The organism is Campylobacter concisus, assembly GCF_002914195.1.
Lineage (GTDB): Bacteria > Campylobacterota > Campylobacteria > Campylobacterales > Campylobacteraceae > Campylobacter_A > Campylobacter_A concisus_M.
Window position 1 is genome coordinate 78085 of record NZ_PPAU01000113.1, and the last position, 26277, is coordinate 104361.

General features: G+C 35.3%; 27 protein-coding genes and 2 pseudogenes. 26 read left to right on the forward strand and 3 right to left on the reverse strand.

Annotated features, from left to right (window positions below):
• Positions 1-47: 47 nt before the first annotated feature.
• Positions 48-410 (forward strand): plasmid mobilization relaxosome protein MobC, encoded by a 363-nt coding sequence (gene mobC / locus CYP28_RS07985; protein WP_103593791.1) that lies wholly within the window; start codon positions 48-50, stop codon positions 408-410.
• Positions 400-2850 (forward strand): aminotransferase, encoded by a 2451-nt coding sequence (locus tag CYP28_RS07990; RefSeq protein WP_103593792.1) that lies wholly within the window; start codon positions 400-402, stop codon positions 2848-2850. The genes mobC and CYP28_RS07990 overlap by 11 nt, the downstream gene beginning before the upstream one ends.
• 58 nt (positions 2851-2908) lie before the next feature.
• On the opposite strand, the gene CYP28_RS07995 is transcribed toward CYP28_RS07990, so the two are convergent.
• Both CYP28_RS07995 and CYP28_RS08005 read right to left on the reverse strand, forming a co-directional pair.
• The gene (locus CYP28_RS07995) at positions 2909-4123 is read right to left on the reverse strand and encodes an ATP-binding protein (protein WP_009649509.1); all 1215 of its coding nucleotides are present in this window, start codon (positions 4121-4123) and stop codon (positions 2909-2911) included.
• 303 nt (positions 4124-4426) lie between these two features.
• Positions 4427-4666, reverse strand: a complete 240-nt coding sequence (locus tag CYP28_RS08005) for a hypothetical protein (RefSeq protein ID WP_087580539.1) — start codon at positions 4664-4666, stop codon at positions 4427-4429.
• A gap of 52 nt (positions 4667-4718) precedes the next feature.
• Between CYP28_RS08005 and CYP28_RS08010 the strand changes: the two genes are divergently transcribed.
• The 14 genes and pseudogenes from CYP28_RS08010 (at position 4719) to CYP28_RS08085 (ending at position 16084) form a co-directional block, all read left to right on the forward strand.
• On the forward strand, positions 4719-5009 hold the full coding sequence (locus tag CYP28_RS08010; protein ID WP_258032505.1) for a transposase: 291 nt from the start codon (positions 4719-4721) through the stop codon (positions 5007-5009).
• 7 nt (positions 5010-5016) lie between these two features.
• Positions 5017-5391: a transposase gene (locus CYP28_RS08015; protein ID WP_343219159.1), complete on the forward strand. Its 375-nt coding sequence runs from the start codon at positions 5017-5019 to the stop codon at positions 5389-5391.
• A 156-nt stretch (positions 5392-5547) separates the two neighbouring features.
• Positions 5548-6438, forward strand: a pseudogene (gene larA / locus CYP28_RS08020) (nickel-dependent lactate racemase); the annotation flags it as partial.
• Positions 6439-6491: 53 nt separating this feature from the next.
• Positions 6492-7910: a nickel pincer cofactor biosynthesis protein LarC gene (gene larC, locus CYP28_RS08025; RefSeq protein ID WP_009649430.1), complete on the forward strand. Its 1419-nt coding sequence runs from the start codon at positions 6492-6494 to the stop codon at positions 7908-7910.
• Positions 7882-8661: an ATP-dependent sacrificial sulfur transferase LarE gene (gene larE / locus CYP28_RS08030; RefSeq protein WP_103583798.1), complete on the forward strand. Its 780-nt coding sequence runs from the start codon at positions 7882-7884 to the stop codon at positions 8659-8661. Before larC ends, larE begins: the two co-directional genes overlap by 29 nt.
• The gene (gene larB / locus CYP28_RS08035) at positions 8648-9394 is read left to right on the forward strand and encodes a nickel pincer cofactor biosynthesis protein LarB (RefSeq protein WP_103593795.1); all 747 of its coding nucleotides are present in this window, start codon (positions 8648-8650) and stop codon (positions 9392-9394) included. Before larE ends, larB begins: the two co-directional genes overlap by 14 nt.
• Before the next feature lie 51 nt (positions 9395-9445).
• On the forward strand, positions 9446-9904 hold the full coding sequence (locus tag CYP28_RS08040; protein ID WP_103583799.1) for a DUF2809 domain-containing protein: 459 nt from the start codon (positions 9446-9448) through the stop codon (positions 9902-9904).
• Positions 9897-10795: pseudogene (gene ttdA / locus CYP28_RS10815) on the forward strand (L(+)-tartrate dehydratase subunit alpha). The gene CYP28_RS08040 and the pseudogene ttdA overlap by 8 nt, the downstream one beginning before the upstream one ends.
• Before the next feature lie 97 nt (positions 10796-10892).
• Positions 10893-11195: a hypothetical protein gene (locus CYP28_RS08055; RefSeq protein WP_034965946.1), complete on the forward strand. Its 303-nt coding sequence runs from the start codon at positions 10893-10895 to the stop codon at positions 11193-11195.
• A 390-nt stretch (positions 11196-11585) separates the two neighbouring features.
• Positions 11586-12608, forward strand: coding sequence for a FecCD family ABC transporter permease (locus CYP28_RS08065; protein WP_009649720.1), 1023 nt, complete (start codon positions 11586-11588; stop codon positions 12606-12608).
• The gene (locus tag CYP28_RS08070) at positions 12605-13390 is read left to right on the forward strand and encodes an ABC transporter ATP-binding protein (protein ID WP_009649680.1); all 786 of its coding nucleotides are present in this window, start codon (positions 12605-12607) and stop codon (positions 13388-13390) included. Before CYP28_RS08065 ends, CYP28_RS08070 begins: the two co-directional genes overlap by 4 nt.
• Before the next feature lie 23 nt (positions 13391-13413).
• On the forward strand, positions 13414-14361 hold the full coding sequence (locus CYP28_RS08075) for an aldo/keto reductase (protein ID WP_009649659.1): 948 nt from the start codon (positions 13414-13416) through the stop codon (positions 14359-14361).
• Positions 14362-14378: 17 nt separating this feature from the next.
• Positions 14379-15452 (forward strand): ABC transporter substrate-binding protein, encoded by a 1074-nt coding sequence (locus CYP28_RS08080; protein ID WP_009649437.1) that lies wholly within the window; start codon positions 14379-14381, stop codon positions 15450-15452.
• Positions 15453-15571: 119 nt separating this feature from the next.
• Complete coding sequence (locus CYP28_RS08085; RefSeq protein WP_034965947.1) at positions 15572-16084, forward strand: hypothetical protein; 513 nt, start codon at positions 15572-15574, stop codon at positions 16082-16084.
• A 459-nt stretch (positions 16085-16543) separates the two neighbouring features.
• Here the strand turns inward: CYP28_RS08085 and CYP28_RS08095 are convergent, their stop codons facing one another.
• Positions 16544-18685 (reverse strand): site-specific integrase, encoded by a 2142-nt coding sequence (locus CYP28_RS08095; RefSeq protein ID WP_103593835.1) that lies wholly within the window; start codon positions 18683-18685, stop codon positions 16544-16546.
• 690 nt (positions 18686-19375) lie between these two features.
• Here CYP28_RS08095 and CYP28_RS10125 point away from each other — a divergent pair.
• The 10 genes from CYP28_RS10125 (at position 19376) to tssB (ending at position 26275) form a co-directional block, all read left to right on the forward strand.
• Entirely contained in the window at positions 19376-19618 is a 243-nt protein-coding gene (locus CYP28_RS10125; RefSeq protein ID WP_141089910.1) for a hypothetical protein, read from the forward strand.
• Positions 19611-20099, forward strand: a complete 489-nt coding sequence (locus CYP28_RS08105; protein WP_103593797.1) for a hypothetical protein — start codon at positions 19611-19613, stop codon at positions 20097-20099. Before CYP28_RS10125 ends, CYP28_RS08105 begins: the two co-directional genes overlap by 8 nt.
• A complete protein-coding gene (locus tag CYP28_RS08110) occupies positions 20089-20880 on the forward strand; it encodes a hypothetical protein (RefSeq protein WP_103593798.1) in 792 nt (263 codons plus the stop codon). Before CYP28_RS08105 ends, CYP28_RS08110 begins: the two co-directional genes overlap by 11 nt.
• Before the next feature lie 262 nt (positions 20881-21142).
• Complete coding sequence (locus CYP28_RS10405) at positions 21143-21283, forward strand: hypothetical protein (RefSeq protein WP_180997958.1); 141 nt, start codon at positions 21143-21145, stop codon at positions 21281-21283.
• Positions 21280-21552, forward strand: a complete 273-nt coding sequence (locus tag CYP28_RS08120; RefSeq protein ID WP_103593800.1) for a hypothetical protein — start codon at positions 21280-21282, stop codon at positions 21550-21552. Before CYP28_RS10405 ends, CYP28_RS08120 begins: the two co-directional genes overlap by 4 nt.
• A 247-nt stretch (positions 21553-21799) precedes the next feature.
• Entirely contained in the window at positions 21800-22267 is a 468-nt protein-coding gene (tssJ, locus tag CYP28_RS08125) for a type VI secretion system lipoprotein TssJ (RefSeq protein WP_103593801.1), read from the forward strand.
• A 1-nt stretch (position 22268) separates the two neighbouring features.
• On the forward strand, positions 22269-23663 hold the full coding sequence (gene tssK / locus CYP28_RS08130) for a type VI secretion system baseplate subunit TssK (protein ID WP_103593802.1): 1395 nt from the start codon (positions 22269-22271) through the stop codon (positions 23661-23663).
• 8 nt (positions 23664-23671) lie between these two features.
• Entirely contained in the window at positions 23672-24436 is a 765-nt protein-coding gene (gene icmH / locus CYP28_RS08135; protein ID WP_084110013.1) for a type IVB secretion system protein IcmH/DotU, read from the forward strand.
• Positions 24437-25711, forward strand: coding sequence for a type VI secretion system domain-containing protein (locus tag CYP28_RS08140; protein WP_103593803.1), 1275 nt, complete (start codon positions 24437-24439; stop codon positions 25709-25711).
• 78 nt (positions 25712-25789) lie between these two features.
• A complete protein-coding gene (tssB, locus tag CYP28_RS08145; RefSeq protein WP_103593804.1) occupies positions 25790-26275 on the forward strand; it encodes a type VI secretion system contractile sheath small subunit in 486 nt (161 codons plus the stop codon).
• The last annotated feature ends 2 nt before the right edge of the window (positions 26276-26277 follow it).

The window sequence follows — 26277 nt, forward strand, 5'->3', positions numbered from 1 at the left end:
CGTTAAAACGCTTCATCTCGCTAACACATTTTATGAAAGGATATCATATGTCAAAAAATGTCAAGGATAAGGTGCTCTCCACAAGGATCACCTCTCAGCAAAATAGCAAAATATCTGATATAGCTAGAGAACTAAAAATATCAAAATCAGAAATCATTTCCTATCTTATAGATAATGGCACTATAAATTCTGAATCTATAAAAAAGAAAGAGCTATATCCAGCAATCATTGCAAATTTTGCTAGACCTTTTAATAACATTAATCAAATAGCAAAGAAACTAAATATAGCTTATAAGACTAGTGGTAATATAGCTTTAGAAGTGATACTGCAAACACAAGAAGAGTTGTACAAAGTTCAATCAGTGCTAACTGAAATTTTAAGCCTAATAAAGAGTAGCTATGATAGTTAAGATCTCAAAGGGAGAAAAAGGCATAGCTGATTATCTAAAAACTGGCAAGAAAAGAGATTCAAAGCTAACTAGAGATGAAAAAGATGATAGATTGCCACTAGCTGGAAATTTAGATCTTATTGAGATGTCTGAAAAGTACCAGAGCAAGAAAAAGAACAAGAAACATAACTACTATCATATATCCTTGTCATTTACTTCAGAGGAGTGGAGCAGACTATATGAAAGTGGCAATATATATGAGCTTATAATGGATTTTTTGAGGCTAACTTTCCCAAATCACGACATAGATGAGCTGCTTTTTTATGCTGAAGCTCATCTGCCTATAATCAAAGAAGAGCCATACATTCCTCGCCCAGAAGGGGCGCTAGAAAATAGAACATTAAACAAGAAACATAAAAATGGTGAACCACTAAAAAGAGAGCCTCATGTTCATCTAATAGTCTCTTTTGAAAATATGAAATTTACCCATAGTGTAAAAACCGGTGGAGTTATATATACAAAAGGTGCAGCCAAGCAACAAATAAAAGCTGTTATGGCTAAATCAGCAGAGAAATTTAAAAGAGTGGTTAATGACATCTTATCTAACAAGTATGGTCTAAATAATATAGAGCCTTTAGGTATGGATGAAGACCAACTAAATAAGCAATATGAAAGCTTTAAAAATGCAGCACAAAAAGTTAAAAAAGGCAAAGAAAAAGATACACAGATGAAGATAGAAACAAATGTAGTGATCGAGCCAAAAGCTAATACAAAAGAGCAGGATATAAGTGTTGAAGAGCTGCTAGCTGATGCTAGAAATTCTACAGCTGATTATCTATTAAGAATGATAGAAGAAGATGAGAGTTTCAAAAAAGACTATCATGATAGAGCAAAGAGGCTTAACGCAATGGATATAAGAGAATTTTTGCCTATGATCAATGCAAAATTTAACATTACCGCAAAACCTGAAATGGTAAATGACAAATATAAAGTAAGAGTGGATGGTTTTAAGGGGACTTATAATCTAACTGATCTAATGTGTAAGATAGTCTATAATGGTAGAAAAGGAGCGTTATTTCACGTAGTTAATGAGCTAGAGCAAATGCTTATAGAGCTTCAAGCTAATAAAAATGAGCCAAAGATAACATTAAGTGTAAGTAGTGACTTTGGCACGCCAAATAAAGACCCAAAAGCTCAAGTGTTAAATAGCTGGAAAACGATACAAATAGAGCCATATAATCTAAAATCAATACTTAAAAACTATTCAGCTATATCAGTGGCAAGCTTCAAAGATAAAAGTGAAGAAGCTAGCAGTATTGACAGCATAATTCCTACACTTATATATGATATAGATAACTCAAAATTTACTGCAAATGATGCTCAAAATTTACTACAAAGTAAAGGAATAAAAGGCTTCATATACCCAACCACCTATCAAGCGCCAGACACAAAAATAGAGAAATTTAAACTCATCATACCCACAACAGATGCTCCAAGCTTAAATGAATATGACGAATACATAAAAGAGATAACAAGAGAGCTTGGGTTATATAACATAGTAAATAACTCCAGCTTGCATCCTAGTAAATTTCACTACACTCCAGTGCCAGGATCTGAATTTGTAAGCATTAGTGGAAAAACTTTTGATAATACAAGAGCCATTGAAGATGCTGGCTTAAAAACAGATATTAATAATATGGATATTAAAGCCATATATGAAGATTTACAAAATCTAAGAAAATATGAGCTTAGTCATGAACCAAAAGATACCAACTCGCATATTAAAAGAGCAAGCTACCAAGCTATATCATCAAAGATTTCAATAAAAGAGTTAATAGAATACTTTGACGAGAGCACTATGGTTAAAAAATATAAAGATTATCAAATACTTTTTAATAATAGCAGTAGATATCTATACTTGCCAGAAGAAAACACAGCCTATTCTTTTAGCCAAAATAGACACTATACTCCATATATCTACATTAGAGATAAATTTTATGAAGCAGCTAGAAAGATAAAAACTGGATTTTATGATGATGATTTCATTAAAAAGCTAGGTATTACACAAAATGAATATAAAGGCTTTGTAAAAGGTATTGATGGTCATCTAGATATAAATAGGTACTATTTGGTGTTTATCAATAGAATAGAAAACTTTAAAAAATATCTATCAGATATAGTTCGAATTAACTACCAAGGCCTAATTTATAATATAAAAACCTATATGAAAGATTGGCAGGATATGCAAGGTTTTAATAAGCTAAAGGAGCGTTATAAAACAGATAAGATCTATCTAACAAATGACCATATATCTTTTGGTTCACTAAAAATAACAAAGCAAGAGCTATGCGATCAAGGACTTGATAAGGACTTTGGAGTGGAGCAATCAACACAACAATCAAGTGAGATAAAAGCTATAGAGCAAAACGTGAAGTCAGGATATGATAGTTTGGGAAGGTAGATTATCGTAAGCTGTTATAGAGGTCAAGTTATTGGCATTATATCTTCTTGGCCATCTCTCACCCCATAAAACCAAACGGCAAGGCAAACATATCATCATCTAGCTTCATAGCCGTATCTCCAGCATAAAAAACTATGCCCTTGTCAAATTTACTTTGCAAATTCTCTTTTAGATGGTAGATATGTTTAAAGTCATCTTTGCTGATTGTTTTTGAGGACTTGACCTCTATGGCTATGAGTTTACCTGATATCTCAAGTATAAAGTCTATCTCTTTTTGATCGCTCGTTCTATAATAATATATATTTGCTCTTTTTTTGCTACTTGTATTTGCCTTTAGTAGTTCATCAAATACAAACGTCTCATATATGGCACCTTTATATGAAGAATTTGCAAGCTCTTGCGCTGAAGAAATTTGAAGTAAGTGTGCCAGCACCCCTGTGTCGGTAGCAAAAATTTTAGGTGTTTTTATGAGCCTTTTTAGAGCGTTGTTAAAGTATGGCTGAAGCTTTTGGATCTGATAGGTATGCTCAAGCACGCTAAAATAGCTATCAAAGGTCTTGTTATCAAGCCCAGACTCTAAACATAGCTCGTTTTTGTTAAAGATGTTGCCGCTTCTTAGCATACATAGGCGGTACATAGTGATAAATTTATCCATATTTCTGATGTTGCCTATCTCTTTGGCGTCTGATTCTATATATGTTCTTATATATGAGCTAAACCAGAGATATTTTGATTTCTCTGAGCTTATCTTTGTGATCTCTGGGTAGCCGCCGTTTATGATCTTCTCAGATAAGCCGTCGTTGTCATATTTTCTAAGCACCAGATGGCCTATATCGCTACTTAAAATATCTATCAAATTTTCATCACTATGGCCTAACTCTTTTTGAGAAAGCGGATAGAGTTCCACTATGCCTATCCTACCAGCAAGTGAGTCTGATATATCTTTAAAGCCTTTTAAATTTGCAGAGCCGGTTAGTATGAACTGACCGTTTGTTCTGTTTTTATCTACAAATTCTTTTATAGCTAAAAGCAGTATGGGAACTCTTTGTATCTCATCTATCACGATAGGCTTACTACAGTGTTCTATAAAGCCTTTTGGGTCGTTTCTTGCGGATTCATATATATTAATATCGTCAAGCGTTACGTAATTTGGTATATCTAAATTTAATGCAAGGGTTGATTTGCCAACTTGCCTAGCTCCGCTTATCAAAAGCACAGGAAAGCTTTTCATATACTCTTTTATCTCATCAGCTACGGCTCGTTTGATGTACATAGTATTTTATCCTTAAATATTTAGGAGTATAATACTACAATATATATAAATTTACAAGGATGGTTTGGTTAAGATAATTGTATATTTAAATTTAATTCGAACTAAAACTGGCAAGATTAAGTCAGTCACTGTGATTTTCCATCACACTGAGTATTTTATTGGTAGAGTTTTAAGCAATATCACCTCAGATTTTCATATTGACAAATGGTGGCCAAATTTTACCTCAAAAGGAGCAGCACAATAACCATTTTTGGAATATTGCACAGGCTCTTTTATATTGCGACCTAACTTCCCAATAAATTTTTACCTCATAACTTTATCCAGTAGTGATTTATAGCTATCCACTACGTCATAGACCACGCTATCGTTGCTTATAGCCTTAAAATGCTCCTTTGCGCAGTGGATTTTGGACTCTTCGACTTGGCGAAGCTGCATAGAGTTCATAGACCCTTTAGTCTCCGCGACAAAATAAATGTGCTTGATATCACCCTCATAAAATGCAATCGCCCTAAAAAGACAAACCTCTCCAGATACATCAGTCATATATATAGACGAATTTAAAGGAAATATAGAAAAAGAGAAATATCAGCTAGCGATGTATGATAAAAACCGTAAACTAGTAGATATATTAAGAAATAGACATTCACAAACAATAAAAAATATAATAAACGAATTTGAAATACAACCACAAGTAGTTGTAATGGATATGTTTAAGCCATTTAGAAGCGTAATAAATAGTAATATAGTTCAGGCCCAAATAGTAGCAGATAAATATCATGTAATAAGACAAGGGATATGGGCATTAAGAGATTTAAGAGTAGAATTATTTAACAAAGACAATGAAAAGTATAAGAAGTTAAAAAAAATATTGGAAAATACTAAGTAAAAGCCCAATAAGTCAGTTTAGTCAAAGACAAAAAGAAATATTAAAAGAGATATTAAAAGTAGATAAGACATTGAAAAAGATGTATAGAATAATAAAAGAATTTTACAAGATGTTTGAGAGCAAGACAGTAAAGACAATGAGAAGGAGAATAGAACAATTAATTGAAAAATTGAGAGTATTTAATATAAAGCAAAGTATAAAACTAGCAGATACAATAACAAGTTGGAAAAAAGAGATAATAAATATAGTAGAATATAAAATAAACAATGGGTTTGTAGAAGGAAATAACAACAAAATAAAAGTAATAAAAAGAGTATCTTATGGACTAAGAAACTATGAAAGATTTAGAAAATTGATATATTTACGTCTTTGCAATAGATAGAGGTGTTTTTACACCCCCACTATTGACAAAGAACTATAATAAATTTTATCCGCTCTATAATTTTAAAAATTGAATACCCTTTTTACATAGATTTAAAAGAAAAATTTAAATATAATCCTAAGATAAAAAATTAATAATTATACTTAAGGAGTAAACGTGCAAATTCCTATTCGCTACGGCAAAGATGATATTATCGACCTAAGCGTTCCGGAAAAAAATTTACTGAGAGTTTTTAACCCCAACCCCGTGACTAAATTCGACGAAACGACACTCATCGCAAAGGCTCTAGCTAATCCGATAAATCAAAAAAGCTTTGATGAGTTTATCGCTGGCGATGAAAAAATCGTCATCATCGTAAACGACGGCACTCGTCCGACTCCTACAGCTAAAATTTTAAAGCAAATTTACCCAAAAATTCGCGATAAGAATAAAATTTTCATCATCGCCACGGGCTGCCATAGAGAGGGAACATTAGACGAATACAATATGATATTTTCTAAAGAAATTTGCCTTGAGATTAGAGCCAAAAATGAAGTGCATGATCATGACTCAAAGCATGATGAGATGGTATTTTTAGGCGAGAGCAAAAACGGCACGCAGATGTATCTAAACAAAATCGTAGCCGAGGCGAAAAAGGTGATCGTCATAGGCTCGGTTGAGCCACATTATTTTGCAGGCTATACTGGCGGCAGAAAGGCCTTTTTGCCAGGCACCGCATCATACGAGAGCATCACACAAAACCACAAACTAGCCCTTAGTCCTGACGCTCAGGCACTGCGCCTTGAAGGTAACCCCGTGCATGAAGATATGATCGATGCGATGAAGGTGCTTTCAAATATCGACGTATTTTCTATACAAACCGTGCTTGATAGCGAACATGGCGTCTATTACGCAAGTGCTGGCGATCTAAACGATAGTTTTTATGACTGCGTGAAAAAGGCAGACGAGGTCTTTTGCGTAAATATTCCGCGCAAGGCAGATATCGTGATCTCGGTCGCGCCCTATCCGATGGACGTCGACCTTTATCAGGCGCAAAAGGGTGCGGACGCAAAAATAGTCATCTTGCCGTTTGGCTCTATGACTGTGCCTAAGGTTTAAGTATGGCTAAAATTTTATACTATGATGCTAGCTGCGGTATTAGCGGAGATATGAATTTAGGCGCGCTGGTGGATCTGGGCGCGGATTTTAGCTATCTTTGCGCCGAGCTTGCTAAGCTAAATTTAGCTAGCGAGTTTTACCTACGCAAGCGCAAAGTGCTAAAACACGGTATCTCCGCAACCAAAATAGACGTCGTCTGCGCGGCAAATCGGGGTCAGCTTCCGCTTGGCCTCTTAGGCGCTAAATTTAGCCCGCGTCAAAATTTAAACGGCAAAATTCACGGCGCCGAATTTAGAGCAGATAAGCCCGCCCAAAACCATCCTCGTCCGCGAAATTTCACGCAAATTTTAGAGCTTATTGAGGGTTCTAGCCTAAGCGCTTTCGTAAAAAAAACGGCAAGCGAAATTTTTAGCGTTATCGCGCAGGCCGAGGCCAAAATCCACGGCACTAGCGCAGAGCAAGTACATTTCCACGAAGTGGGCGCCGCGGACAGCATCGCGGACGTAGTGGGTGCGGCTATTTGCTTGGAGGCCTTGGGTGCGCCGCAAATTTTTGCTTCGCCTATCGAGCTTGGCGGCGGTTTTGCGCACTGCGCTCACGGCAGGCTGACCGTACCGGCGCCTGCGGTTTGCGAAATTTTAAAAGGCGCGCAAGTAAGCCTAGGGCGAGCGAATTTCGAGATGACTACGCCCACAGGAGCGGCGATTTTAAAGGCCTGCGCACTAAATTTAAGGGAGCAAGACCGCCGCGAGTCGCCGCGAAATTTTAAAATTTTAAGCACGGGCTACGGCGCTGGCGATAAAGACGTCGCAGATTTTGCCAACGCACTTCGCGTGATACTTTGCGAAACGAGCGAGGATTTAGGCTTAAAAGATGAGCCAAATTTGAGCGTGCAGATCGGCTATGGCGAGCTTTGCGAGCGGATTTTAATCTCCACTAATATCGACGACATGGACGCCGAGAGCTTTGCCTTTGCGTGCGATATTTTGCGAGATAGCGGCGCGCTGGACGTATTTAGCAGGTCTATTTTTATGAAAAAGGGGCGCGCGGGCTTTGAGCTAAACGCGCTGTGCCGCAAGCAGGACGCCGCGCGGATAAAGGGGCTAATTTTCGCGCATACGACGGCGATCGGAGTTAGAGAGTGCGCCGTGAGGAAAACCGAGCTTGCGCGCGAGTTTTGCGAAGTAGAGACTAAATACGGCAAAATAAGGCTTAAAATTTCGCGCGGCCGGGTTTACGGTTTTAACGCCGAGCAAAATTCGACGGATGAAAATTTAGCCCGAAATTACCCCGAAATTTTAAAAATCAAGCCCGAATTCGAGGACTGCAAAAAAGCCGCGCAGAGATTTCAAACGACGATCTGCGAGGTTAGAAACGAGACTTTAAAAAAATATGACGAAACTAGAAATTCTAAAAAATGATATAAAAAAGCTGGAAAATTTAGCCGTAGCGTTTAGCGGCGGCGTGGATAGCTCGCTACTGCTGCGCGTTGCCGCCGATACGCTAGGCCGGCGCGCGGTAGCTATCACGCTAAAATCGCCCTATATGTCGGGGCGCGAGATAAAAGAGGCGGTGGAATTTACCCGTACTTACGGCATCAGGCACGAAATTTTAGAGCTAGAAGCGCCCGAAGCGGTAAAAAATAATCCGCAAGATCGCTGCTACGTCTGTAAAAAGGCGGTTTTTACGCGGCTAATCGAGCTGGCAAAGCATCTAGGCTTTACAAACGTCGCCGACGGTACGAACTTAGACGACCTTGGCGAATACCGCCCGGGGCTTAAAGCAAAAGACGAGCTTGGCGTGCTTTCGCCGCTTAAAGGCCTCAAAAAATCAGAGATTAGAGAGCTTAGCCGCGAGCTTGGACTACCGACCGCGGATAAGCCCAGCTACGCGTGCCTTCTGACGCGTTTACCGCACGATAGGGAGTTTTCCGCGGAGGAAATTTCGCTCGTGGAGCGAGCCGAAAATCTGCTAATCTCGCACGGATTTTTAAATATTCGCGCGCGATTTGACGGCAAAGCCTTTAGGCTGCAAATGGGTGCGAGCGAGACTAGGCGCTTTTGCGCGGGAGATTTTAGCGCCGTCGTACGCGAGATTGCTTCGCTTGGCGAGTATGATATTTTGCTTGATTTAAAAGGGCTTCGCGGGGAGATTTTAAATGACGAGAGATGAGGCTTTAAATTTCATTCGTACCGTAAAATCGGGCGAAAAAAGCGAGCGCGAAGCGATAGAGTTTTTACGGGATTTTCCTTTTAGCGACGTGGGATGCGCCAAGATCGACACTCAGCGTGCTTTGCGAAATGGTACTGGTGAGGTGATATATGGGGCAAATAAAACAGATGATGAAATTTTGCAAATTGCTAGTGTGATCGGCGAAAAAAATGAAAATATCCTAATCACAAGAACAAATGAGAATGTTTTTGAACGCATACGTGAGATCTTTCCGCAGGCAAATTTTAATGCTCGTGGCCGCGTCATCAGCGTCAAATTTAAAGAGCCCGCGCTCACGCAAAGCTACATCGCGATAGTTTCCGCAGGCACCGCCGACGGCGCGGTAGTGGAGGAAGCGTACGAAACGGCGAGATTTCTAGGCAACGACACGCGTAAATTTAGCGACGCAGGCGTGGCAGGACTACATAGGCTGGTCGCAAAGCTCGATGAGATACGTGGTGCAAAGGTCGTCATCGCCGTTGCTGGCATGGAGGGCGCACTTGCTAGCGTGTTAGCAGGCCTCGTGAGCGTACCCGTGATCGCAGTGCCCACCAGCGTGGGATACGGCGCGAGTTTCGGCGGACTGGCGGCGCTGCTAGCGATGCTAAACAGCTGCGCAAACGGCGTCAGCGTCGTAAATATCGACAACGGATTCGGCGCCGCGTATAACGCGAGCCTGATAAATCATCTCTGAATTTACGCCGCTTGCGAGGCAAATTTAACGGCTAAATTTAAAAGAAAAGCGTTGCTAGAGGAAAATTTAAGCGAGCAAAAAAGTGCTGCAAAGCGCATGCAAAAGCTGCAAACAAGGCAAAGCGCGCGAACTAGGCTAGTATTTTTAGCCGCGGCTGGCATGATTTTAGCGGTAGAAATTTACATCGCGATCTGCGTAAAGGGCGGCTTTGTGCGCCACTACACGGGCGACGTTTTGGCGGTTATCTTGCTTTACGCTTTGACGCGGGCTACATTTAGCGCGCCGCCGTCAAATTTGCCACTTAAAATTTTCGCGTTCGCGGCAGCCTCGGAGCTCGCGCAGTATTTTGGTGCCGTGCAAATTCTAGGCATAGAAAATAAAATTTTAAAAGTAATGATCGGCGGAACGTTTGATTTCGCCGATCTGCTCTGCTACGCGGTTGGCTGCGTCCTAGCGGGCGCTTATGAAAAATTTGAAAGTAAAATTTGGCAAATGAGAAGCGATGGATAAAGAAAAAGCCGTGCAAAAGATGACCGAGGTTATGGCAAAATTTGTTGGATACACGGGCAAGGTGCTGCCTGATGACGTGACGGCGAAGCTGCTTGAGCTTAGTAAGCGTGAAACGCAACCACTGGCAAAAGAGATCTATAAAACGATGTTTGAAAACCAGCGCCTAGCTAAGCAGCTAGACCGTCCGTCCTGCCAGGATACGGGCGTGATCCAGTTTTTCGTCCGTTGTGGCGCAAATTTTCCGCTCATCGGAGAGCTTGAGGAGCTGCTTCGAGAGGCCGTACTGAGAGCGATGCACGAGGCTCCGCTGCACCATAACAGTGTCGAGACATTTGACGAGTATAACACCGGTAAAAACGTCGGCAAGGGCACGCCTAGCCTGTTTTGGGAGATCGTGCCAAATAGCAGCGAGTGTGAGATAGACACATATATGGCAGGCGGCGGCTGTAGCCTACCTGGCAAGGCGACCGTGCTGATGCCTGGCTGGGCTATGAGGGCGTCGTTAAATTTGCTATGGATATAATGACAAGCTACGGCATAAACGCCTGTCCGCCACTACTAGTGGGCGTTGGTGTGGGAACTTCGATCGATGTGGCATCTTTGCTGTCTAAAAAGGCGCTGATGAGGCCGCTTGGCTCTAAAAATTCAAACGAACGTGCCGCACTAACCGAAAAGCTGCTAGAAGATGGCATAAATAAAATAGGTCTGGGCCCACAAGGCATGAGCGGTGCAAGCTCGGTTATGGGCGTACATATAGAAAACTGCGCCCGCCATCCAAGCGTCATAGCCGTTGCTGTAAATGTGGGCTGTTGGTCGCACCGCAAAGGTCATATCGTCTGGGACGCTGATCTAAATTTCGACGTAAAATCGCACAAGGAGTTTGCGCTATGAGTAAGAAAATTTTAACCACGCCTATAAGCGCCGAGGATCTAGCAGATATCAAGATCGGCGACGTGATCTACCTCACGGGGCACATCAGTTTGTAGATTTGGCTAGCACACAAAGAGAGCTAGCAGATGAATTAGGAGCTAAGTTTTTAGAATTTTGCAATTCATACCTAAATGAAAAATGTGTTATTGCCAAAAGTGAATTTACTTACCAAGAATCTTTTTTGCCAGCAAGCCTAACTATCGAAGCCTACACTAAAAAACCGACTGCTAATACAACAATGGTAGATGCGTACATTGGTAATGTGCATTTTAGGTTAAATTATGATTATGTATATGAAGAGTATGATGATGACCATTTTAAAGATGAATATGCGTATCAATATCTTGACTTTCAAATATAACAAGTGCTATAATATAACTAAGTTATAGGGTAAATCATGGCAAACGGAGATTATGAAGTAACTCATAATAGGATTCTTAATAGTGGAAAGAAAAATATCATTCATACAAAGGTAAAGTAGGCAAGATTGCTGATAATATAATAGACAGAAATTTTAAAGCTGATAAGCCGTCACAAAAATGGAGTACTGATGTATCTCAATTTAACTTTTCATGGGGCAAATGCTACATTTTACCAATACTTGATATGTATACAAATGAAATAATCTCTTATGACTTATCCTTAAGTCCTAATTTAGAGCAAATATCTAAAAAGATTTTGTTAACTTCTTTATATTGAGGATAGGAGACTATATAAAAGATTTTTACTATTAATTAGAAAGAGTGGATAAATGGGGAAAGGTTTCTTTAAGAATAAAAAATTATGCATATTGGTTCTCTCTGTATTGCTATTGCTTTTAATACTAACTTTTATTTGTTTAGGAAGATATCCGGTTAGCCCCTATGAAGCATTTATGATTATATACAAAACAATAACCGGAGATGTTAGCGGCTTAGGCGTACATGAAACTAGTGTAGTAATTGACATAAGACTACCTAGAATACTTATGGCAGTTTTAGTAGGTGCAGGGCTATCACTGGCAGGAGCAGCATATCAAACTGTTTTTTCAAACCCTTTAGTTAGCCCGGACTTACTAGGGGTGTCTTCAGGAGCAGGTTTTGGGGCGGCTTTATCTATATTATTATCCCTAGACATGATAGTGACTCAGCAAGTTTCTTTGCTTCTGGGGCTTTTAGCAGTTTATATAGTTTTAAACCTATCCAGAGTAAAAAAACGAACAGATTTGTATGTGTTAGTTTTATCCGGAGTAATTGTAAAGTCACTATTTGATGCTTCAATATCATTTATTAAATATATAGCAGATCCGGAAGATAAGCTTCCAACTATCACTATGTGGTTGCTGGGAAGTTTAGCAAGTGTATCCTATAGAGACCTTGTTATTTGTTCAATAATAATAATACCTTGTATTTTCGGCTTCTTTCTATTAAGGTGGAAATTGAATCTTTTATCTCTAGATTCTGATGAGGCTAGGTCTTTAGGAATTAATGTAAAAAAATTACGTATTGTGGTTATTTTACTCTCAACATTGATAACTGCAACTACAGTTTCTGTATGTGGAATTATAGGATGGATAGGTTTAATAATTCCCCATTTGGCCAGAATGGTTATCGGAAATGATAATAGGTACCTTATTCCAACTTGTTGTGTTATGGGAGCAATTTATTTATTACTGATAGATACCCTTGCAAGAGCAGCTACAAGCAATGAAATTCCCATTTCAATATTAACAGCATTTATAGGTGCGCCATTATTCATAACTATACTTAGAAAAAATTTGGGAGAAAGAAGATGATACTCCAAGTTAAAAAAGGTACTTTTTCATATGGCAAGAGAAAAATTTTAAAAGATATTTCATTTGATTTAAAAGAAGAAGAAATAATGTCCATTCTTGGACCCAATGGGGTGGGTAAAACTACTTTCTTAAGGTGTCTTATGGGGTTTTTAAAATGGGACACGGGAAAAGCCTTATTGTTCGGCAAAGATATAAATGAATATGCAGAAAAAGAATTATGGGAAAACTTAAGTTATGTTCCTCAAGTTAAGAAAAGTGTGTTTAGTTATGGGGTTTTAGAAATGGTTGTGATGGGTTTAGACAAGGAAAACAGTTTTTTCCATATCCCTACGAAGGAAGATTATGATAAAGCTTATGAAACTTTAAAAGAATTAGGAGTTGAAAAGCTATCAAATAGATACTGTGATGAGCTATCCGGAGGAGAGCTTCAAATGGTTATGATTGCGAGAGCTCTTGTTTCTAATCCAAAACTTCTTATTTTAGATGAACCGGAGTCAAACCTGGATATGAAGAATCAAATTAGAATCATAGAGGCAATTAAACATATAAATGTAAATAAAAAATCTGCTTGCATAATAAACACTCATTTTCCTAGTCATGCATTGCAGATATCTGACAAAACTTTGTTTATCGGTAGTGACTACAAAACAACCTTTGATGAAAGTTCGAAAGCCATTACTGAAGATAACTTACAAAAGTATTTTCAGATCAAAGCTAAAATTTTAGTTTTTCAAGCAGAAGAAGTTGAATACAAAACAGTTGCACCTTATAAAACCATATAGAACTGTTAGAAGGAGGTTAATGAATGGAATATAGAAAATTAGGATCTACAGGCATACAAATTTCAAGAATATCTATGGGAAGTCATCACTTAAAGAATCCCCAAGATATAGATAAACATGCAGAAAATTTCTTCTATGCATATAAACAAGGAATAAATTTCTTTGAAACCGGCGATACTTATGGAAACAATTGTTCAGAACTTATATTAGGTACAGCCATAAAAGAAATGAAGAAGCATAAAAAACCATTTTATATTATGTCAAAGACACATGCCGGAGATTCTAAAACATTTCGAAAAAATCTTGAAAATTCTTTGAAGAATTTAGGAATAAGTTGTATTGACTCCTTTACTTGTCTTTGGGGTGTAAAATCTTTTGAAGAATGGAGAGGAGCTAAAAACTATGGAGCTATAAGAGAGATGGAAAAAGCAAGAGAAGAAGGACTTATTAAGCATATTACTTTTTCTTCACACTTACAAAATAAAGAACTAATTGAGATGATTGGGGAGTATAAATTTGATTATAGTTTACAGGGCTTTAATATAATTAATTCCAAATACAGATTAAAAGGAATAATGAAGACTCATGAAAAAGATATAGGGACAATAGCTATGAATCCGCTGGCAACAGGAGACTTGTTGCTTTATGAAGATATATTTAACGCTATTCGTATAAAAGAAGACCAAACTTTGGTTCAAGCGGCATATGCATATATTCTGTCCTTTCCTTTTATAGATTCTGTACTGGGAACCTTTAATTCAAAAGATGAAATTAATGAAGCTATTAAAACCCTATATCAAGAACCTTACTCTGCTAAAGAAAGGAGTGAACAAGAAGGAAAATTAAAAGAAAGAATTAATCAAGTTGATTTAGAAAGAAAGATAGAAGTTGGCAAAGCTCTTAGACAAAGACCTCATATATTAAGAGAAGAAGTTGCAGATTTGTTTGGAGTTTATCCACTAAGTGTATAATTTTCAAAGGAGGAAAAATGAAAAGAAGGATTAGTTTATTATTATTTTTAGTACTAGCATTAATTTTAAATGCTTGTGGCGGCAGCGAAAAAGAAGCTAGTCAAGTGCAAGAAGTTAAAGAGGTAAAAGAAAGCGAATACTCGGTTACTGATGTTAGAGGAAAAACGATTAAATTTGAAAAAACACCGGAAAGAATTGCAACGGTGGACAAGCCTCTTCCGTCTATAATATATGCAATTGATGGAAAGACAGATAAAATTGTAGGATGCAACCCATCTTCTATTAAAGCTTTTGAAGAAAGTGTTTTAAAAAACATGTATCCACAACTAGCTAATGCGAATACTAAATGGTGTTCAAAAGACTCAGTTGTTAACGTGGAAGAGTTATTGAAGCTAAAACCGGATGTAGTGTTTATTTATTCGAATATTGAGAAAGAAATTGAAAAAATGGAAGCTGCAGGACTTAAGGTAGTAGCTTTAAAGAGGGCAGAATTTGACAGTATAAAAGAAAATATAAAAATGATATCTGAAGTACTTCAAAAGAAAGAACGTGGCGACTTATTAGTTGAATATATGGACAAAGGAATTAATGAAGTAACATCAAAGTTAGCTGAAATAAAAGATGAAGATAAACCAAAAGTTATAGAGTTTTATAGTGACATGAAAATAGCTGTAAAAACATACGACCATTGGATGAAACCAAGTGGAGCCTATAATCCGGCCCACGAGCTTAAGGGTAAATTGGCTGAAGTGGACATGGAGCAGATGATTGTATGGAACCCTGATATCATTTATTTAGGAAATCATTCAGACTTAATGCCGGAAGACTTTATTGAAAATAAGCAGGAAGGTAGAGACTGGTCAACAATTAAAGCTGTAGCTAACAAACAAGTATACAAAATTCCTATAGGTGTTTATAGGTGGGATCCTCCTGGGGTTGAAACTCCGCTTACAGTTAAATGGGCTGCAAAAATACAGTATCCACAATTGTTTTCAGATATGGACATGGAAGTAGAGTTAAAGAATTTCTTTGAATATGTATATGATTACAAATTATCAGATGATGAAGTTGCTACAATATTGAGGAAGTAGTTTTAACAAGAAAGGAAGAAACATGGATAAATAAAAGTATTAGAAATATGATTACAAATTATCAGATGATGAAGTTGCTACAATATTGAGGAAGTAGTTTTAACAAGAAAGGAAGAAACATGGATAAAATAAAAGTATTAGAAAAAGGACATGAATTAGAATATAGCTTTGATGATTTACTAAACTATCATGGTGTAGGTTATCCCGGGGGAGTAGCTCATGCATTTCAAGTCATGAGTAGAGCCTTTCCACTTTTAGATGATGGGAAATTATTAGAAAGAAGAGAGATATATCTTATTACAGCATTTCCGGGACCGGGAGGGCTAGATGCTTTTGAAATGGTAACAAGATGCGTAACAGGTGGTAGAATTTCCGTTGATATTAATTTAAAAGAAGCTGAAGAAGTCTTAGAAAGTCCCCATGGAAGATATTATTTTAAATTCAAGTATAGAGATAAAACAGTCGTTATAACCATAAAGCCAGGTTTTGTACTAAAAGAATTTATTGAATTATCAAGAAAAGAAGATAGAAGTGAAGAAGAAGAGACTACTTTGATTCAGATGAAAAAAGATATGGCAGCAAGACTATTGGCCGCTAAGCCCGAAGAAGTATATAACGCAAAAGTTCTATAAAAGAAAAAGAGAAGGGTTTTGATATGTGCCCTCTTTACTGGACAAACCAGTAAGGAGGGTATTTTTTTGAAAATAAAGATGCGTTTGAGTTATTAGTGTTTGGTTCTTATGGAAAAAATACAGTAATTTTTTAGGCTGTATAATAAATATGGGGTTTTAGGGACTATCCCTAACGAGGTATTTTTGTCTGACTTGTCGGACAAAAAGTATCCTCGCCCAGATGAAATACAAGATGGCTTTTTGATAGCAAATACCATATATAGAATATATATGCAAGCTGGTTCAGGTTATGCTTTTCGTTGTTTATTGATCCGTTTAAGATAAATAAAATAACATATAGCAAAATATTAAAAAGTCATAAAATTAAGCATAATTTCAGAATCTTAAATAACCTTAAATTATAAATCAACCTTTACTATTTATGTTAACAATCCCATCATTCTAAATAGTTTACTACGCTCACCCTTCCCCTCCTTGATAAAAATTTACCTCTTCAACTAGATCCTTTAGAATTTTTGGAGTTACTGGCTCTCCATAAGTGTTCATGGTGATCTTGTATTGTTGTTCATGTCCTACAAGAGCAGCTATATGTTCAACCCTTTGACCACTTTGAATGAGCTTGTTTATGAAAGTGTGTCTAAATGAGTGAAATGTCCTTGTCTTATCATCATCTTTTATAACTTTAGTATTGATCTTCTTTCTAAAATACTCAGAAAAGTCTTTATTGTCACAGCTAAATAGCCTAACTGCTTTGCCACATTTCCTAGCTAGCTTCTTTTTACTCTCTATAAATTCAAATAGCCCAATGCTACTTAACTTAGAGTGGATAGGAACTATCCTTACAGAGTTTCTGGTCTTTAAAGTCTTACTCTTGCCTGTTTTTACATCTATTTTTGTATTTAAACTAAAGCATACTATGTTATATTTTTCAACTATGTCATCTGTGTTTAACTGGATTATCTCATTTAGTCTCATGCCAGAATAAGCTGCTATATGGGTAACGAAAAATAGCTCATCTTTGCTAATTCTTTGACTTTTAGTATCACCACTTGATCTGATCTTGTTCACAATATCCAAAAGTGCGTTTACGTCACTATCTTCATAAGGATTTTTATTTGTAACATCATCTTGGTTTATATTTATTTGCAGATCTATAGCTGGGTTCTTATCTATATAGTCGCTATCGTAGCAGTATTTAAAAAACTCACTAACTCTAACGATATACTTCTTAATGGTTGATTTAGAAATTTTTGGTCTATCCTTTGCTAAAGCTATGATCTCATCTAAGCTTTTATCTTTATAGAGACTATTTTGAGAGAGCTTGGTTGGTAGTTGTAGTAAGACATTCCTAAAATTTAGCAAGTCATCTCTTTTTATCTTTTTAATATCTAGCCCATCACCAAATTTCATAAACATTAGCCGTCCTACATGTCTAACAAGACCAAATGTGCTATCACTCCAGTTGTTTGAAATACTAGTGTTTGATACATAGTTTTCAAATGCACTCTTTAGCGTGACCATGTCAGCTTTGCTCTCGCTTTTAGTAGATGAGACTAGCTGTGATTTAAAGCTTCTAGCTCTATTTGAGAAGAGCTTTTGAAAGAAATTTATAGCCTCATTGAAAGTCATGCCACTAACATCACTTGTATCATCTACTGCAAGATCTTTAGTCTCAATGTCACTTAAAACTATACCTTTATCTTCATATTTATCTGCCTTGTATAGCTTTATCTGACCACCAAAAGTAGGATCATTTAAATTTCCATACCCAAATTTTAGATCACTGCTTAGCTCGTTATCTCCATCTGGTATTAGCTCACAGCCAAATAGCCTCAATATATCATTGTTTGTTAATGCACCCTTTTGTTTAGCTAGCTCATTTATAGCTTCTGTTAGCTCGCAAATAGAGTGCTTTAAGGACTTTTTAGTAAAAGGCAGCACCAAATTCTGCTTCTTTAAAGTCTCTATATCATCTTGATAGCTATTGATATTAGCTTCATTGATGCTCTTTACTATCTTCTCTTTGGTGCTTTCATCTAAATTTGCACTCTTTTGCTTTTTACCAAGTGGTACAAATGTCTGTTGCTTATCATTTAGTAGCTTTTGGTTTTTGCACATCTTATATGATATGTGATTTATGTTATCTATCGTTGCTTCAAGCACTCTTTTGCCAAGAAGCTTTTTGGTGTGAGAGTCAGTGCAAGATAGCTTTTTGCAGATATCATCAACCTCTTTTGATATTACACTGGGCAAGCTATCTTCTTTTAAACTCTGTTTTAAAAACAAATTTAGTGATAGTAGTCCATCTAAATTTATATATCTGCCAAGTATATCATGCTCTTTGATACTTTTGGCCTCCTTGGCTTTTAAAAGCATAAGCACCAAGTGCTCTATAAGTTCGCTGCTCAAATTCATCTTCCATGCCTTTTTGATCGCGTTAAAAATTATAGAGTAGATCTTAGCACGATTTTTTGCTGTATCAAAGCGTTTTGTGAGGAAGGAGGTTATATATTCGGTTTTATTACCAAAATAAGGCCTCAGATATAGTGGGATAGCTACTCTAAAGTAGTATATGCCATTTCGTTTGACTAGATATTGCATCTTTGTTGCATATGCAATATAACTTTGTAGCAAAATGTAGCAGATACTTAGTGTGAAACTGGCTGTGTGCCGTCTTTTTGGTGCTTACACAAGGTTCATTTTTAAACACTCATAAGCCGGAGGTCGGGAGTTCAAGTCTCCCCCGTGACACCATAATACCCTATTTTAGGCACTAGCAGTGATGCTTTTGTTCTTTCCTTTTCTTTAAAATTTCCTTTAAGAGTGGAATACTTAGTTACTAAAGTGGGACAGTCTCTTAAAAATTCCAATGATTATAAAGTCATCACCATTTTAATACCATAAAAATAAATTTGTTTTAAATTCTTGCTTCTATCTTTTATTTTAGGTTACCTTTAAAATACCCCAAGGAATATCCAGATACTGCCATTAAGCTTCAGTAAGCTTAACAGTAAAGATGAAGAGCTTCATAGTAGAGCCTTTGTAAAGAATTTTCTTAAAGGCTTTCAAGAAAGCTTTGAGAAAGACTATACCGCATAGCCTTACGTACAAAAAATGAAAGAGGATATAATGACGAAGAAATAAAAGGTTATACAAGCTTGCAAACCGGCGCCAGCTATATAAATTTCAAAAACATAACCGATACGAAAGATCTGGTAAAGACCATAACTCATGAAAACCAAAGATCGATGGATATACAATATCATAGGGATATAAATAAAAATAGAGACGATGATACCAAATACGCATCAAATTTCTCAAATTTTGCGAGAAGTAAAGCATCCAATTGGGGCAATATCAAAACAATGGAGAGATTTCTTAAATACAAAATCAATAAATAGGAAAGATAAATTATTAAATAATATGATAGAAAATGGTGGAAATATTTTTAGACATACAATTTTTCAAGGAGCAAATTATGATCTTCGCAATATAATAAAAGACAATACTATCGGCGGTAGTGGTAATGAATGATTTTTTAAATGCTTTCTGGCGAGAATTTCAATATAAAATCGTAGATTTAATCCTATATTTAGCCAATCATCACCCATTAGTTGCTTGGATTATTTTATATTTTTTGGGTTTGCTTGTACTATATTTTTGTTTTAAGTTTATTCGCCATTGTTATATAATCTATAATAAATCTAAAAATATAAAAATTTTAAAAATAGGTATATCATTTTTTATTCCTATTGTTATTGTTTTTTACTTTCTCGTTAAATTCACAATCTACAAATCAAATGGATATTTAGTTTATTTTTGCATCTTTTCGTGGATTTCTACTATCGGCGTGATTTTTGGGGCTTTTCGACTTGAAAAATTTATACCAGATAAACCACAGAATAGAAACCCTAAAAAACAAAAGAAGCAAAAAGTTAAATTTGAAAAAAGTAAGAATTCGTTAAATTTTACAAATGTAAAATTAAAAAATAAACAAAGCAGCGATGATAAATAGAAATTTTAAAAATATCTCTAAAACAGGAATGACTGAAAGAATAAACGAAAAACTATTGGCCAATACTCCAAAAGGAGGAAAATTAGGTAGCGACGGTATATTAAGACATAACGGCAAAGAGTATGTAGCTCATAGTATGGATATAACGGGAAATAAAGTGATATATCAACAATTAGGTAAAAATAATAAACCGGTAGAGGTTTATAAAATTACTAACGATAAAGGTTATTTAGTGACAGCTTCTAAACCAAAGCTCTCTGCTTCGCAAAGCAGTCCTAGTACTTTAATAAAAGACGCAACAAAAGATATTAAATTTTATGATAGCTCAAAAACCCCGGGTATAGTAGCAGGCGCCACCATAGGCGGAGGTATAGATATTGGATCGCAGTATATAAATAACGGCTATAGTTTTAAAAATATTGACCATACAGAAGTAGTAATAAATGCATTAGGCGGTGCATATGGCGGAGCTGCTAGCGGTTTATTCTCAGCAATAGTCAGAGGCGCTTTTGTCAACTCATCTACTGAGCTATACTCTCAGCTTAAAGACAGATCAAAAGATGTAGATGCAGAGAGAGTGGTCGGAAAAGGTTTTGCCGGTGGAACTTTTGGTGCATTCGGCAATATAGCAGGAAATTTTGGTAAAAATATAAAAGTCGGCGATGGGGATTTACAGGCTGCGGCTGAAAGTATAGTATCAGTTGTGACAGGAACAGGTCAGGCGGTGGGCGATAGCATAAAAAGTAAAAACGATAAAGACAAAAAAGATAACAAAAAATGAAAAAATTTCTAATTATTTTTTTTGGTAGCATATTATGTATTGGCTTTATAGTAATCCTAAAACTTCTTTTCGGAGAATATTATGTTGATGCCGTAGCCGCATTAATTATACTTACAAATGTATATTTTATGATAAAAAACGGTATAAAAAAGAGTGACTTTTCGAAAAAGAATTTGAAAGAAATGGACGTCACGATAGGCGGCGTTTCTTTGATACAGGCTATATTTGTATTTATAATGTGGATTGGTTACAACGCCACAAGATGGTAAACATAAAAGTCGGCGATGGAGATTTACAGACTGCAGCAGAAGCTGGGGCAAGTATATTTATTGGAATAGCTCAGGCAGTAGCCGATAGCATAAAAAGCAAAAATGACAAAGAGAAGAAAGATAACAAAAAATGAAAAAATTTCTAATTATTTTTTTTGGTAGCATCTTATGTATCGGCTTTATAATAATCCTAAAACTTCTCTTTGGAGAACACTATATTGATGCCATGGCTGTATTGCTAATATTTGCCAATGTATGTTTTATGATTAAAAACGGTATAAAAAAGAGCGATTTTAAAAAAGAATATATACAAAAAATGGAAATAAAAAGAGGCGGTATCGCTTTAATCCACTCTTTTTTAGTTTTTATATTTTGGCTTCTTTACAATGCAACAAGGGGATAAACATAAAAGTTGGCGAGTAGAATAAGACCGCGGCTGAAGCTGGAGCAAGTATATTTACTGGAATAACTCAGGTAGCTGTAGATAGTATGAGTAGCAAAGATAATAAAAAATAACAAAGACGATAAAAAAGAATGAGAACTGATATAAAAGTTTTGTTTAAGAACATTAATTTTAAAATGAGCATCATCTAAATTTTTTAGATATAATTACGCAAAAATAATATTATTAAAATCAGGTAAAGGAACTCATGAAAAAAATATTTAAATTTCTATCTTTTTTAGTATTTATGCTATTTCTTGCAGGATGTGCAAAAGATCTTATTATAAGCAATATGCCAAATTCAAATTTAAACTATCATGGCGATAATGTTCCTATAACTATCATAGCTTATAAATTAAGAGATGTGGCTAAATTTCAAGAAGCTAGCATTATCGATCTAGCCGAGAGAAATGGTGAAATACTAGGTTATGATAAGATTGACTCTATAAAAACACAAATTCAGCCAAATACAAATAGATATGCTTTTACAAATGTATATCCTGATGAAGTTCCGTATGTTGGTATTTTGGTACTTTATGCTGATCAGAGCAAGACAAATATCAAGGCTTACAAGGCTACAAAAGAGATAAAAGAAAAAAATATAGTTTTTGAAATAACAAAAAATGGCGTAAATGTTTTAGACGCTAGTAGCTCTAAAATACAAGCAAGCAAATAAAATGTCTGAAAAGCTAAAAGTCGTTTGGTATAACGGAATGAACGTTGATAAGGTTCATTTCGAGCAACAAGAAAGATATTTTGAGAGAAATTTAAACTTAAAAACCATCTCTTCTTTTTCAAATTTATACGGTGTTTTAGATTTAGAAATTTCAAGCGATCTTTTGCTTCAAGGCAAAATAGGACTAACTAAAATTTCTTGTATCTCTCAAGATGGTACGATTTTTAACGCGCCAGATCAAGATGAATTACCAGAACCACTTGAGATAAGTCCAAGTGAGCTAAACTCAGCCATTATAGTGCTAAAACTACCTATTAGCTCAGGTTTGGTCGATATTAGCTTGCAAAATAATTTACCAAATTTAAAATTTATAGCCAAGCAAGCACTTATTAGCTCAAGAGTGCATGATGAAGCTAGCAACGATATATTAAACGAGCTAGATGATAAAGATGATTTTGAGCTATCTTCTGCCTTTACACAAGATAAAGAAAATCTAATCCTAGCGAGCCAAAGATCGTCTCTTGGAGTATTTGGCTCAAAGATGCCTTACGAGCTTAGCATACCAATTTGTAAAATAAAAAATATAGACCTAAACAAACAAATAACACTTGATGAAAAATTTATTCCAACTTGTATTGATATCAGTAAAAATACCTTTATAACAAATTTTATAGAGGAACTTAGCTTTGCTACAAAGCAACATCAAGAGAGTTATTTTGGGTTGCTAGGAGGTGTTGATCAAGCTAAAAATAGACTTGATTTTTCAACGTATTTAACACTAAATATGCTAAAAAAATGGCATTTGATATTCTCTTATTTGTTAAAGAAAGATAAATTTCACCCAGAGTATTTGTATGAAAAATTAGTTGATTTTCAGGCTGATCTGTTGGCACTTAGTCACGATAATAGTTTTAGCGAATTTATATCATACGATCACAATAATCTAACTCAAACTTTTGTGCCTTTGATAAATAATCTAAGACTTTTATTCTCACATATCTTATCTCCAAAATATATAATGGCACAGATTGTTAAAAATAATCACGGTTTTTATGACTGTATTTTTGATAATCCAAGCATTATTGAAAACTCAGAAATTTATTTTGCTATTCACAGCGATACGAAAAATGAGTATCTTCTTAAAAATTTTAAAGAGCAGTGCAAAATCCATACTCAATCAAATATAAAAGGCATAGTTTCTTCACAGCTAAGAGGTATAAACGTGGAGCAAATTTCTGTTGTTCCTAGTACTTTACCAAAGTTAAATGATTATATCTATTACAAGATAGACAAAAAAGATGAAATTTTTAAAAGCTTTGCAAATCAAAATGTGATTAGCGTTTATATAACGGCAAATTTACCGAATGCTGACATTAAAATGTGGGCTTTATTATAAGGATAAAAATGAACGAAAATCAAAATGAAACCTCAGTTTTAAGTCAAACAAATCTTTTGGGTCTTGGCACAAATCTTGCACTAGATCACGTGTTACCACTACTTCTTTTGGCGAATAGGGTTTCAAAATTACAAAATTTTTCACAAAGTGAAATGGCAAATTTACGTGAAAAATTGATAAATGATATCTTAAGCACTACTTCAAAGATATCAAATCTAGGTATTTACGAGGAAGACGATATTATTAGACTTAGATATTGCCTTTGTGTTTTTATAGATGAGAGCTTGCTAAAAAATGAAATTTTTATGAACAGCTTTTGGGCCAATAATACACTGACAACAAGATTTTTTAATGAAAATCTAGGTGGAAATAAATTTTTTGGCATTATGGATAAGTGGTTTGAAAATGTTGGCAAAAATAAAGATTTCTTGGAATTTATATATGCTTGTTTGGTGCTTGGTTATAAAGGAAAATATGAAACCCAAGAAGATTGCAATGAAAAAATCTCTTATCTTTGTGAAAATATAGCTGCGGCCGTTTCTCCGCTCATAAAGGCCGATGAAAATGTATTTGAAAAGAGTTACTTAAAACAGACAAAGAAAAGCTTTCTTGAGGTATTTTCGCTAAAGCGCTTAAAATTTTATTTCATTTTGCTAGCCATTGCTATGATCGCAGCTGCATTTTTATATAGTACATATTCTATGGATCAAAACAATATCAGAAACGATAGTATCCTAAATAACAAGATAGAGAATTTTATGGATAACAAGTAAGTGCAAGATAATTTTTGTAATAAATTTAATGAAGATTTTTTAGAGAATGAGCTTTATATTAGTTTAACTGATGAGATGTCAAAGTATAAAACTTTGATGCATGATAGCATAAAGTGGGATTACGTATTTAGCTCATCTTTAAAAGCCTTAAGTGAATTTAGTCTTGACGCCAAGCTTTTAAATTTCTTAGCGATTTCTGCTATAAATTTAAACGACAAAGAGGCTTTTAAGACACTTATAAAAGCCTTTACCTTTTTTCTATCTATTTTGAAAAAAGAGCCAAATTCGCTTGCAAAAAACGAAAAGCAGCTACCTGCTAAAAAAAAGATAATAGCTCAGACAATAGAGCTTTTTACGCAAGCTAATGATAAAGCTTTGGATCAAGCTGACGCAAAAGCGTTTAATGATCTTGTGCCTGAGCTTTCGCAAGAGCTTGGTACGCATTTTGATACGCTTTATATAGAAGAAAAAAAAGAAGAAATTTTAAAAGCCAAAGAGCTAAAAGTAATTACAAAAACTGAGCCAACTTACCATCAAAACGTTTCATTTAGCGGCAATGACATTAGTACATTTAATGATAGAGATTTTAGAGAATATTTTATAAATTTATCACTAATGCTTTTAAAGAGTGATATTAAAAATTTTAACGCTTATACTTTAATTTTTGAAGCAATGTGGGGCAGAATAAAGGCGCTTCCATCAAGTAGCGATCAAATAACACAGATACGTTATCCTGATGAAAATCTGATTATGCTTTTTAAAAAAAGTAACGAACTAAATCTTGACAACTTAGAAAAATTTATAAGAAATTTAGCACTTAACCCATTTTGGATAGAAGGCATTAAGATATTTTGCGAGTTTTTAAATAGTGCTGGACTTGCAAGGCAAAGTGATCTTATTTGTGATATAGTTTTAAATTTTATTGATAAATTTCCAGATATAAAAAAGCTTAAATTTCAAAGCGGAGAAGCTTTTTTTAGCGAAGATATAAATAAATTTTTTATTAAAAGCAACTCTTTGGAATTTACTTCCAGCAGTGATAGTAAAAAAGATATGAGTTTTGAAGATCTAATAAAAGAACTAGACAAAAGCAAGCATGCTTCAAGTGCTCAAAGTGAGCTTAATTTTATGCTTGAATTATCAAAAATTTTTACTGCTCAAGGTATGAATAATAATGCAAAAGCTACCTATGCACAAATAGTTAATTTTATAGAAAATACCGAGCTTAAAGATTATTTATCAGACATATATATAAAGGCAAAAACATTTGTGTGATAAAATATGTTTTTTTAAATCACCTTTAATTTTATTTAAATATAATTCTTAAATCATTTATGAAAAAAGGATGTTGCTATGGCAGATAATCTAATCCCACCAAAAGAACGCATAAATATAGTTTATAAAACTAAGACAAATGACCAAGAGGCTGATGTAGAGCTTCCATTAAAACTTATGGTAGTTGCAAATTTAACTGGTAAAAACCAAACTCCACTTGAAGATCGTGAAGTGATTTCTATCAATAAAATAAATTTTGATCAGGTTATGAAAAGCTTAGATATTCATACAAATTTCTCTGTAAAAAATAAGCTAAATTCTAATAATGAAGACTTAAATATTGACCTTGATTTTGAGAGCATCCATGATTTTAATCCAGATAACATTATGAATCAAATCCCTGAACTAAAAAAACTCTTGCAGCTTAGAAAAGCTTTAGTTGCACTAAAAGGTCCTATGGGCAATATGCCTGATTTTAGAAAAGCGGTTTTAGAAGCTATAAAAGATGAAGATAGTAGAAAACAACTTCTTTTAGAGATTAAAGACGAACAAGATAAGGAATAAAA